Genomic DNA, 10,187 nt, shown 5'->3' on the forward strand with positions numbered 1-10,187 from the left:
CCGGCCTTCGACGATGCGTACGGGATGATGTCGGGCGCCGGGCGCAGTGAGCCCGAGGTGCTGACGTTGATGATCGACCCGCGGCCTGCCGCCACCATCCGCTCGCCGACCAACGCGGACAACCGGAACGGGCCCTTGAGATTGAGATTCACCACCGCATCGAACAGCTTCTCGGTGACGTCGGTCAGCTTGTCGTAGACCGGTGACATGCCAGCGTTGTTGATCAGCGTGTCGACCTTGCCGAAGCGGTCATATACCGCGTCGACCAGCCCGTCGAGCTGATCCCACCGCCCGACGTGTACCTGATACGGCATCGCCGCGCGACCTGTCTCGCTTTCGATCTGGTCGGCCACGGCGACGCAGTTCTCCATCTTGCGGCTGGCGATCACCACGTCCGCGCCGCAACGTGCGACACCGAACGCCATTTCGCGGCCGAGCCCACGGCTACCACCGGTGATCAGGATCGTCTGCCCGGTGAGGTCGAAAAGTTGCCCGGCGTAACTCATTTGAGTGACCCAGCCAGCTCGGCCGCGGTGGCGATCAGCTGCGGGACCATTGCCCCGAACGCGCTCTGAATCTTCGGGTCGACCTTTCCGCTGCGCACTCCGGCAGCGTATGTCTTTTCCAGCACGATGCCGAGTTTCCAGTTGGCCAGCACCAGGTAGTAGTCGATGTTCTCGGTGGAAGGCCCGCCGACCTGCTCGTAGCGCTCGAGCAACTCGCTGCGTGTCGGCATTCCCGACATGTCGAGATAAAAGCCGTCTTCGCGCGGCTTTTCGCCGTCGTAGCCCAACAGGCACCAGGCCAGGTCGAGCAGCGGGTCACCGACCGTGGTCATCTCCCAGTCCACGATCGCTGCCAGCCGGGCCGGCTCGCCGTGCGCGAACATCACGTTGGCGAACTGGTAGTCGCCGTGCATGATGCCCGGCTTGTAGTTGGCAGGCCGGTTGCTACGCAGCCAGTCGGCGGCTTCGTCGAGCCCGGGAAGGTCGCGCACCTTGTAGCTGTCGAGGAAGGCCAACCACCGGTCGACCTGCCGCTCGTGGAACCCGTCCGGCCGGCCGAAGCCGTCCAGCCCTTGCGCCTGCCAGTCCACCCGGCCGAGCTTGGCTGCGCCCTCGACGAGTTGGAACGCCAGGCCACGGCGGGCGGCCAGGTCGTCATCGAACGGGGTGGGCCAGCCGCCGTCCATCGGGCTCCACCCGTCGATCGCCTGCATCACGTAAAAAGGCATGCCGAGCAGATCGCCGGCATCGTTGGCGGCGATCAGCTCGGCATGCGGCACATCGGTCCCGCCCAGCGCGCGGACCAGTCGGATCTCGCGCAGCAGCCCGTCGATGCGGGCCGCGTCGGCGCGGGCGCCGGGCATGCGCAGCACCATCCGGTGGTCGCCGCGGTTGATCAGGTACAGCGTGTTCTGCGAGCCTCCGGACAATTGCTCGAGGACAGGTTCTTCGCCTTCACCGGGAGCATCGTTCGCGTCCAGCCAGCGTCCCAGTACCACCGCGTCCAACATCGGCACACCTCGCTCTCCGATCGGAGAATAGCATTCTCCGACGGGATGCCAAGGGCTTTCGGACGCATGCGAGGCTGTGCGCATGCAGTTGCTTCTGGTCCGGCATGCGTTGCCGCTCCGCAGCGGCCCGGATCCCGAGGGAAGGGGCCAGGGAGCCGACCCCGAGCTGTCCGACGAGGGGCGTGCGCAGGCAGCGCGGCTGCCCGATGCGCTGGCCAGATTTCCGATTACCCGCCTGGTGAGCAGTCCGCAGCGGCGCGCGTACCAGACCGCGGAACCGGTCGCCGCCGCGCGCGGGCTGGACGTCGAGATCGACGACCGCTTCGCCGAATACGACCGTGATCTACCGATCTACATCCCCATCGAGCAGATCCGTGCGGAGAACCCGCAGGAGTGGGCCCGGATGGCGCAGGGGCACCTGCCGAGCTCGGTCGACGAGGAAGCGTTTCGGGTCCGAGTGCGGGCGGCCGTCGACAACGTCGCCGCCACCGCCGAACACGAAGACACCGTCGTGGTGTTCAGCCATGGCGGCGTGATCAACGTGGTACTGCACGAGATCCTGGGCACCAACCGGGTGTTGTCGTTTCCCATCGACTACGTCTCGGTGACCCGGCTGCTGTTCTCCCGGTCCGGTCAGGCCAGTGTGGTGGCGGTGAACGGCACCGAGCATGCGTGGGACCTGCTGCCGCGGAACCAACGCGATCCCCGCCCGATGACGATGCAGCCGGAACGGCTGGGGAGGAGTCGGGCAAATCAGAGTGATAAACAAGTCCCGTGACTCTCGACGGACTCGACCTTTCCGCGCTGGACAAGCATCTGCGTTCGGCCGGCGTCGCCCGTGACGGGGAGTTGACGGCGCAGCTGATTTCCGGCGGCCGTTCCAACCTGACCTTTCTGGTTGCCGACGACTCGTCGAAATGGGTGCTGCGCCGCCCGCCGCTGCACGGGCTGACGCCGTCGGCGCACGACATGGCGCGGGAGTACAAAGTGGTTGCCGGGCTGGCCGATACCGCGGTCCCGGTGGCCCGCGCGGTCACGCTGTGTAACGACGACTCGGTGCTCGGCGCACCGTTCCAGATGGTCGAATACGTTGCCGGGCAGGTAGTGCGCAGTCGAGCCGAACTCGAGGCGCTGGGCGGCCAGAGCGTCATCGACGGCTGTGTCGACAGCCTGATCCGGGTGCTGGCCGACCTGCACGCGGTTGATCCGGACGCGGTCGGACTCGGCGACTTCGGCAAGCCCAGCGGATATCTGGAACGCCAGGTCCGGCGGTGGGGTTCGCAGTGGGACCTCGTGCACCTGCCCGACGACGAGCGCGACGCCGATGTGGCGCGGCTACACACGGCACTGCAGGAGGCCGTCCCGCAGCAGAGCCGCACGTCGATCGTGCACGGCGACTATCGGATCGACAACACCATCCTGGACGCCGACGATCCAACGCAGGTGCGTGCCGTCGTCGACTGGGAGCTGTCCACGCTGGGTGATCCACTGAGCGACGCGGCACTGATGTGTGTTTACCGGGACCCGTCGCTCGACCTGATCATCAACGCGCACGCCGCCTGGACGTCACCGCAACTGCCGGTGGCCGACGAACTCGCTCAACGGTATTCGGCGATCTCCGGACAGCCGCTGGCGCACTGGAACTTCTACATGGCGCTGGCCTACTTCAAGCTGGCCATCATCGCGGCGGGCATCGACTTCCGCAGAAGGATGTCAGGCGGTGCCGACGACGTGGATGCATCCGACCGGGTCGGCGAAACGGTGGCTCCGCTGATCGCCCGCGGGCTGACCGAGTTGCACAGGGCCTGATCTGCTGGGCGTGATTTATTGGGCCTGACCTACCGGCCGGCGGCGAGGTTTTTCTTAGCCGCTCGGCGTAACTGGAAGATCCGCGCGGTGCCGACGAGCACGGTGAGCAGCCCGCCGCCGACCGCTGCGAGCAGAATCGCCACACCGAGCGGCAGGCTCCAGTGCCAGTGCAGGAACGCAAACTGCGCCGAAGTCGTGTTCTGGGTGATGAAGATCAACAGCACGATCAGGATCAGGAAGCCCGCGGTCAGCGACGACCACAAGCTGGCCGCACGGGTGTACTTCACCGCCGATTCTGGCACCGGCAAGGTGTCCTTGGCCGGCTCGGACGCCTCGGGCGGCTGTTCAGGTGGTACAGACGAATCGCTGGTCATGCAGTCATCTTTACCCTTTCACCGGCCTGAAGTGAACCGAACCACCGGGAAAGGCGTGCAACGATAGTGTCGGTTCTATGAGCATGCTGCGACGGCGGGGGCATCGAGTCGCGGCGTGGCTGACGATCGTCTGCCTTGCCGTCACCTCCTGCGGCAGCTCGAACCCGCTCGGCGGGGCGTCGAGCAACGTGAACTCGATCGTGGTGGGGTCCGCCGGATTCCCGGAATCCAAGACCATCGCCGAGATCTACGCACAAGCTTTGCAGGCCAACGGCTTCAACGTCGGCCGCCAAATGGGGATCGGTAGCCGCGAGACGTATGTCCCAGCGCTGAAAGACCATTCGATCGACCTGGTACCCGAGTACGTCGGCAACCTGCTGTCCTACTTTCAACCGGGCTCCACGGTGACCATGCTCGACGACATCGAACTGGAGTTGTACAAACGCCTTCCCGGTGACCTGTCGATCCTGACGCCGTCGCCGGCGTGCGACACCGATACCGTCACGGTCACCGCCGACACCGCGGCCAAATGGAACCTGAAGACGATCGGGGACCTGGCCTCGCATTCACCGGAGGTGAAGTTCGCCGCGCCCTCGGACTTTCTGGCCCGGCCATCGGGTTTGGTTGGACTCCGGCAGCGGTACGGTCTCGAGATCGCACCCGGAAACTTCGTGGCGATCAGCGACGACGGCGGTGCGGTCACGGTTCGTACTCTGGAGCAGGGCAGGGTGAACGCGGCAAATATCTTCAGCACCTCACCGGCGATTCTGCAGAACCGGCTGGTCGCGCTCGAAGATCCGCTGCATAACTTTCCGGCCGGAAACATTGTGCCGCTGGTCAATTCGCAGAAAAAGACCGACAAGCTCAAAGACGTGCTCGATGCGGTTTCGGCCAAGCTGACCAGCCGTGGGGTAGCCGACCTCAACGCTGCGGTGTCCGGCAACTCGGGTATCGATCCGGATCAAGCGGCCCGTAATTGGTTGCGTGCCAACGGCTTCAATCATCCGATCGGGGGTTGACGAGTTGATCAGCTTCCACGACGTGCACAAGGTCTACGACGACGGCACCGTCGCCGTCGACCGGCTGAACCTCGAAGTGCCCGAGGGCACGCTGACCGTTTTCGTCGGCCCGTCCGGCTGCGGCAAAACGACGTCGATGCGGATGATCAACCGGATGGCCGAACCGACCTCGGGGACAGTCGTCGTCGACGGCGCCGACATCGCGGGTGTCGACCCGGTGCGGCTGCGCCTCGGCATCGGCTACGTGATCCAGGGCGCGGGCCTGATGCCCCATCAACGGGTGATCGACAACGTCGCAACCGTGCCGGTGCTCAAAGGCCAGTCACGGCGCGCGGCCCGCAAGGCGGCCTACACCGTGCTGGAGCGGGTGGGCCTGGATGCGAAGCTGGCCGGCCGCTATCCCGCGCAGCTGTCGGGCGGGGAGCAGCAGCGGGTGGGTGTGGCGCGCGCGCTGGCCGCCGATCCGCCGATTCTGTTGATGGACGAGCCGTTTTCGGCCGTCGACCCGATCGTCCGCCACGAGCTGCAGCGCGAAATACTCAGGCTGCAAGCCGAATTGCACAAAACCATCGTGTTCGTCACCCATGACCTCGATGAGGCAATTCGGCTCGCTGACCGCGTCGCGGTGTTCGGCCGGGGCGGTGTGCTGCAGCAGTACGACGATCCGGCCCATCTGCTGTCGCGCCCGGCGAACGATTTCGTGGCCAGGATGATCGGCGCCGGTCGTGGTTACCGCTGGCTTCAGTTCCTGGACGCGGCGAGGCTGCCGACCCACGACATTCTCACGGTCACCGACCCTGCCGCTGTCGACGACGCGCAACTTGGCGACGGCTGGGCGCTGGTGGTCAGACCCGACGGCGAGCCGCTGGGCTGGATCGACGCGGACGGCGTGCGCAAGCATCGCGGCGGCGCACCGCGGCGCGACTGCGTGACGTCGGTCGGCGCGGTGTTCCGGCCGGGCGCCAATTTGAGCCAGGCATTGGACGCCGCGTTGTCGTCGCCGGCGGCAATGGGTGTGGCCGTCGACAATCAGGGCAAGGTGATCGGCGGGGTTAGTGCCGCTGATGTGTTGGCCGCCTTGGATTCTCATCGGCGGGATTAGCCGTGCACTACCTGATCAATCATCTTCCGACAGCGTGGGCGCTCACCGTGATCCATCTGCGGCTGTCGCTCGTGCCGGTGCTGGCCGGTCTGCTGATCGCGTTGCCGTGGGGTGTGCTGGCCTGGCGCACGACGGCGCTGCGACGACTGACCACGGTCGCGGCCAGCGCGATCTTCACCATCCCGTCGTTGGCGCTGTTCGTTGTGCTGCCACTGGTGATCCCGACCCGCATCCTGGATGAAGCCAACGTCATCGTCGCGCTGACGCTCTACACCACGGCGTTGCTGGTCCGCGCGGTGCTCGAGGCGCTGGATGCGGTGCCGGCGCAGGTGCGTGACGCCGCCAGCGCGGTCGGCTACCGGCCGATCACCCGGATAGTCAAAGTCGAACTGCCACTGTCGATTCCGGTACTCGTGGCCGGTTTACGGGTGGTGGTGGTGACCAACATTTCGATGGTCTCGGTGGGTGCGGTGATCGGCATCGGTGGTCTGGGCACCTGGTTCACCGAGGGGTACCAGGCGAACAAGAGCGACCAGATCGTCGCCGGGATCGTCGCGATCTTCGTGTTGGCGGTCATCATCGACGTCGCGCTGATGTTCATCGGCCGGATCGCCACGCCCTGGGCCCGCGTTTCGCGGCCCGGCCGCCGACTGCTGACAGCTCCTGGGGGAGCCGTTGATGTAGGCGGGTCGCGATGAGCTTCCTGACCCAGGCGCTGTCCTATCTGTTCACCGCGGACAACTGGGTGGGTCCGGTGGGGCTGGCAGCCCGGACGCTGGAGCATCTGGAATACACCGCGATGGCGGTGGCGGTTTCGGCATTGATCGCCGTCCCACTCGGGTTGATCGTCGGCCACACCGGGCGGGGCACGCTGGTGGTGGTGAGCTTGGTCAATGCGCTGCGCGCCTTGCCGACGCTGGGCGTGCTGCTGCTGGCCGTGCTGCTCTGGGGTCTGGGTTTGGTGCCGCCGATCGTGGCGTTGATGCTGCTCGGGATTCCGCCGTTGCTGGCTGGAACCTACGCCGGGGTGTCCGCGGTGGATCGAACCGTGGTCGACGCCGCACGTTCGATGGGCATGAGCGAGTTGCGGGTGCTCCTTCGAGTCGAGGTGCCCAACGCACTGCCGCTGATCGTGGGTGGGCTCCGGACCGCGACGCTGCAAGTGGTCGCCACCGCGACAGTCGCGGCCTACGCCAGCCTCGGTGGGCTGGGCCGATACCTGATCGACGGCATCAAGGTGCGCCAGTTCCATATCGCACTGGTTGGGGCGCTGATGGTGGCCGCATTGGCGTTGATTCTCGACGGTGCGCTGGCATTTGCTGTGTGGGTATCGGTGCCCGGCACTGGCCGACTGCGCCGAAGGCCACACCACCAGACGTCGAAATCTCTGCAGCCGTCGCCTAACGTAGACGCGTGAGCCCACCCCCCTCAGACGCGACGAGCAGTTCCTGGTCGGCGATGCTGACCTGGCGCTCACACGATGCCAGGCGTATGGAGTCGGTGCGAGTCCAGTTGTCCGGCAAGCGAATCAAAGCCAACGGCCGCATCGTGGCCGCTGACACCGACACCAACCCGGCCTTCGCTGCCTATTACGACCTGCTGACCGACGAGACCGGTGCTACCAAACGGCTCGGCATGACAGTCACCTTGGCCGAGCGTGAACGCCAGCTCGTCGTCGCGCGTGACGAAGAGAACATGTGGATGATCACCGATCACCAAAGCGAGTCGCGCGCCGCATACAACGGTGCGCTGGACGTCGACGTGGTGTTCAGCCCGTTCTTCAATGCGCTGCCGATTCGCCGGGTCGGGCTCTACGAGCGGGCCGACTCGGTCACGGTGCCGACGATCTACGTCAGCCTGCCGGAGATGACCGTGGCCTCAGCGGCGGTCAGCTACAGCAGTGCAGCCGTCGGCTCCGGCGAAGGAATCAAGGTGCATTCGCCGGTCTCGGACACCACGCTGACCGTCGACGCCGACGGGTTCATCGTGGACTACCCAGGCTTGGCAGAGCGGATCTGATCACCCCGCCGGCCCGGCCGGCGGCGGCCAGCTCTTGGCGCCAATTCTCGGCGCCGACAAACACAGCGAAGATCTCCGGTCGGGGGAAACTGTCGTAGCGCGCGCGGGCCGCATGCCCGCCTTCGACAAGCTCAGCGACAGAGTCGTTGTGCGCCAGCGACTCTCGGGCTCCACTCAGTAGTTCGATGGCCCGGTCCACCCGCTGCAGCAGTTGGCCGGCATTCGCCTCGCACATCGCCCGCACCAGATCCGGCGAGCTACCGGCCACCCGGGTACCATCCCGGAACGACCCTGCCGCCAGGGCGAAGGCCAACGGCACCTCCGACGCGGTGAGCGCCAATGCCTCGGCAAGCAGGTGCGGTAGATGCGAGATGGCCGCCGCGGCGGCGTCGTGCTCGTCGGACCGGGCGGGCACCAGGAACGACCCGCAGTCCAGTGCCAACTCCATCACGGTGGACCACACCGCCGGGTCCACATGGTCGTCGACGCTGATCACCCACGGGGCGCCGGTGAAAAGCCGGGCATGTCCGGCTTCCCAACCGGAGTGCGCGGTGCCCGTCATCGGGTGTCCTCCGACGAAGCGTGCTTGCAGGCCCGCCGCGATCACCTCATCGAGCACCGCGCCTTTGACGCTGGTGACGTCGGTCAGCGGACAGTCGGGGGCGGTCTGGCCGATATGGGTGAGCAGGGTCGGCAACGCCGGCATCGGCACGGCCAGGACGATCAGCGCACCGAGGTCGGCGGCCCGGGTCAGTGTCTTGGTGAGATCGGTCGTGGCGTCGAAGCCGTCGAACCGGGCGGCCTGCGCCCCCTCGACCGAGCGGTTGTAGCCAAAGGCCTCACGACCGGCCGCGGTGGCGGCACGCAGAATGGAGCCGCCGATCAGTCCCAGGCCCAGCACGCACACAGGTGTCTTCGCCACCCGTCAAGGTTGGCATATCCATACGAATTCCTACCGGGCTATAGCGCCCGACGCGACGCCGATTTGCTGGTCAACGGGCTCTCACGGGACTAGCGTAGGCGCCCATGGGAGCACAGCGGGCTTCCGCGCAGGCGGACACACCGGACGGATTCGGTGTAGCCGTCGTACGTGAGGACGGCAAATGGCGGTGCTCAGCCATGGGGCCCAAAGCCCTGGCCAGTTTGACCGACGCGGAGACCGAACTGCGCGAGTTACGCAGCGCCGGGGCGGTATTCGGCCTCCTCGATGTCGACGACGAGTTCTTCGTGATCGTGCGGCCCGCGCCGTCGGGCACCCGGCTGCTGCTTTCGGACGCGACCGCCGCGCTGGATTACGACATCGCCGCCGAGGTGCTGGACAACCTGGACGCCGACATCGGCCCCGAAGATCTTGAAGACGCCGACCCGTTCGAAGAGGGCGACCTCGGGTTGCTGTCCGATGTGGGGCTGCCTGAGGCGGTGCTGAGCGTCATCCTCGACGAGACCGATCTCTACGCCGACGAGCAGCTGGGCCGCATTGCCCGCGAGATGGGCTTTGCCGATGAACTGTCGTCGGTGCTCGACCGTCTCGGTCGGTGAGCTCCGACGACGATCTGATCCGTACTGCGCTGGCTGTTGCCGCGACCGCGGGTCCACGTGATGTTCCGGTGGGCGCGGTGATCGTCGCGGCCGATGGAACCGTGCTGGCCCGGGCCGTCAATGCACGCGAGGCGCTCGGCGATCCGACGGCGCACGCCGAGATCCTGGCCATTCGGGCCGCCGCCAGCGTGCAGGGCGATGGGTGGCGGCTGACCGGAGCGACGCTGGCGGTCACCCTCGAACCGTGCACGATGTGTGCCGGTGCGCTGGTGATGGCCCGTGTCGGCCGCTTGGTGTTCGGGGCGTGGGAGCCCAAGACCGGCGCGGTGGGCTCGCTGTGGGACGTTGTTCGCGACCGCCGGCTCAACCACCGCCCGCAGGTGCGGGGCGGGGTGCTGGCCGACGAGTGCGCCGGGCTGCTGGAGACCTTCTTCGCCCGCCAGCGATTGGGATAGCGAGCCCGCTGTTGGGTAAGCTTCCCGGCGGTGGCGTGTCCGAGCGGCCTAAGGAGCACGCCTCGAAAGCGTGTGACGGGTAACCCCCGTCCGAGGGTTCAAATCCCTCCGCCACCGCCATAGCTCGTCCCCTGTTTATGCAGGCCACAGCGTTTCTGTGTCCTATCGGTGCGCACCATCTCCGGCTGTTGGCCACATTTTGGCCACACTGTCGGGTGAGTATCTGCTATCGAGAGTGACCGCGACCGCGTCGAGGTCGTCGTCGAACAGGTCCGCGTAGGTGCCGAGAGTGACCTTCGCCGACGTGTGGCCGAGCATCCGCTGCAACGCCAGCACATTGACTCCGGCACTGAC

General features: G+C 66.5%; 13 protein-coding genes, 1 tRNA gene and 1 pseudogene. 10 read left to right on the forward strand and 5 right to left on the reverse strand.

Going from position 1 to position 10,187, the window contains the following annotated elements; genetic code table 11:
- Positions 1–506 (reverse strand): SDR family NAD(P)-dependent oxidoreductase (locus WAO18_RS16495; protein ID WP_422207326.1); only part of this gene is annotated, 506 nt, incomplete at its 3' end.
- The gene (locus WAO18_RS16500) at positions 503–1,516 is read right to left on the reverse strand and encodes a phosphotransferase family protein (protein WP_422207327.1); all 1,014 of its coding nucleotides are present in this window, start codon (positions 1,514–1,516) and stop codon (positions 503–505) included. The genes WAO18_RS16500 and WAO18_RS16495, both read right to left, overlap by 4 nt.
- 82 nt (positions 1,517–1,598) lie before the next feature.
- On the opposite strand from WAO18_RS16500, the gene WAO18_RS16505 reads away from it, so the two are divergent.
- Together WAO18_RS16505 and WAO18_RS16510 are read left to right on the forward strand one after the other, a co-directional pair.
- Entirely contained in the window at positions 1,599–2,294 is a 696-nt protein-coding gene (locus tag WAO18_RS16505) for a histidine phosphatase family protein (RefSeq protein WP_422207328.1), read from the forward strand.
- Entirely contained in the window at positions 2,291–3,325 is a 1,035-nt protein-coding gene (locus WAO18_RS16510; protein WP_422207329.1) for a phosphotransferase family protein, read from the forward strand. Before WAO18_RS16505 ends, WAO18_RS16510 begins: the two co-directional genes overlap by 4 nt.
- Before the next feature lie 29 nt (positions 3,326–3,354).
- Here the strand turns inward: WAO18_RS16510 and WAO18_RS16515 are convergent, their stop codons facing one another.
- Complete coding sequence (locus tag WAO18_RS16515) at positions 3,355–3,699, reverse strand: LapA family protein (RefSeq protein WP_422207330.1); 345 nt, start codon at positions 3,697–3,699, stop codon at positions 3,355–3,357.
- 77 nt (positions 3,700–3,776) lie between these two features.
- Here WAO18_RS16515 and WAO18_RS16520 point away from each other — a divergent pair, with 77 nt between their 5' ends.
- Genes WAO18_RS16520 through WAO18_RS16540 form a run of 5 tightly spaced genes read left to right on the forward strand, consistent with a single transcriptional unit; the run spans position 3,777 to position 7,839 of the window.
- Positions 3,777–4,718 carry an ABC transporter substrate-binding protein gene (locus tag WAO18_RS16520; RefSeq protein ID WP_422207331.1) on the forward strand — a complete coding sequence of 314 codons (942 nt, stop codon included), beginning with the start codon at positions 3,777–3,779 and terminating at the stop codon, positions 4,716–4,718.
- Between the two features lie 4 nt (positions 4,719–4,722).
- Complete coding sequence (locus tag WAO18_RS16525; RefSeq protein WP_422207336.1) at positions 4,723–5,820, forward strand: ABC transporter ATP-binding protein; 1,098 nt, start codon at positions 4,723–4,725, stop codon at positions 5,818–5,820.
- 2 nt (positions 5,821–5,822) lie between these two features.
- The gene (locus tag WAO18_RS16530; RefSeq protein WP_422207332.1) at positions 5,823–6,518 is read left to right on the forward strand and encodes an ABC transporter permease; all 696 of its coding nucleotides are present in this window, start codon (positions 5,823–5,825) and stop codon (positions 6,516–6,518) included.
- Positions 6,515–7,237 carry an ABC transporter permease gene (locus tag WAO18_RS16535; protein ID WP_422207333.1) on the forward strand — a complete coding sequence of 241 codons (723 nt, stop codon included), beginning with the start codon at positions 6,515–6,517 and terminating at the stop codon, positions 7,235–7,237. The genes WAO18_RS16530 and WAO18_RS16535 overlap by 4 nt, the downstream gene beginning before the upstream one ends.
- A 41-nt stretch (positions 7,238–7,278) precedes the next feature.
- On the forward strand, positions 7,279–7,839 hold the full coding sequence (locus WAO18_RS16540; RefSeq protein WP_422207337.1) for a putative glycolipid-binding domain-containing protein: 561 nt from the start codon (positions 7,279–7,281) through the stop codon (positions 7,837–7,839).
- Here WAO18_RS16540 and WAO18_RS16545 read toward each other — a convergent pair.
- The gene (locus tag WAO18_RS16545) at positions 7,802–8,746 is read right to left on the reverse strand and encodes a prephenate dehydrogenase (protein WP_422207338.1); all 945 of its coding nucleotides are present in this window, start codon (positions 8,744–8,746) and stop codon (positions 7,802–7,804) included. The two genes, WAO18_RS16540 and WAO18_RS16545, sit on opposite strands and share 38 nt — an antisense overlap.
- A 119-nt stretch (positions 8,747–8,865) precedes the next feature.
- Between WAO18_RS16545 and WAO18_RS16550 the strand changes: the two genes are divergently transcribed.
- The 3 genes from WAO18_RS16550 to WAO18_RS16560 all read left to right on the forward strand — a co-directional run bounded on the left by WAO18_RS16550 (position 8,866) and on the right by WAO18_RS16560 (position 9,953).
- Positions 8,866–9,378, forward strand: coding sequence for a tRNA adenosine deaminase-associated protein (locus WAO18_RS16550; protein WP_422207334.1), 513 nt, complete (start codon positions 8,866–8,868; stop codon positions 9,376–9,378).
- Positions 9,375–9,833, forward strand: coding sequence for a nucleoside deaminase (locus WAO18_RS16555; protein WP_422207335.1), 459 nt, complete (start codon positions 9,375–9,377; stop codon positions 9,831–9,833). The genes WAO18_RS16550 and WAO18_RS16555 overlap by 4 nt, the downstream gene beginning before the upstream one ends.
- A 29-nt stretch (positions 9,834–9,862) precedes the next feature.
- A tRNA-Ser gene (locus WAO18_RS16560) sits at positions 9,863–9,953 on the forward strand.
- Between the two features lie 42 nt (positions 9,954–9,995).
- Here WAO18_RS16560 and WAO18_RS16565 read toward each other — a convergent pair.
- Positions 9,996–10,187: pseudogene (locus WAO18_RS16565) on the reverse strand (site-specific integrase); the annotation flags it as partial.

This window comes from Mycobacterium sp., from assembly GCF_049278535.1.
Taxonomy (GTDB): domain Bacteria; phylum Actinomycetota; class Actinomycetes; order Mycobacteriales; family Mycobacteriaceae; genus Mycobacterium.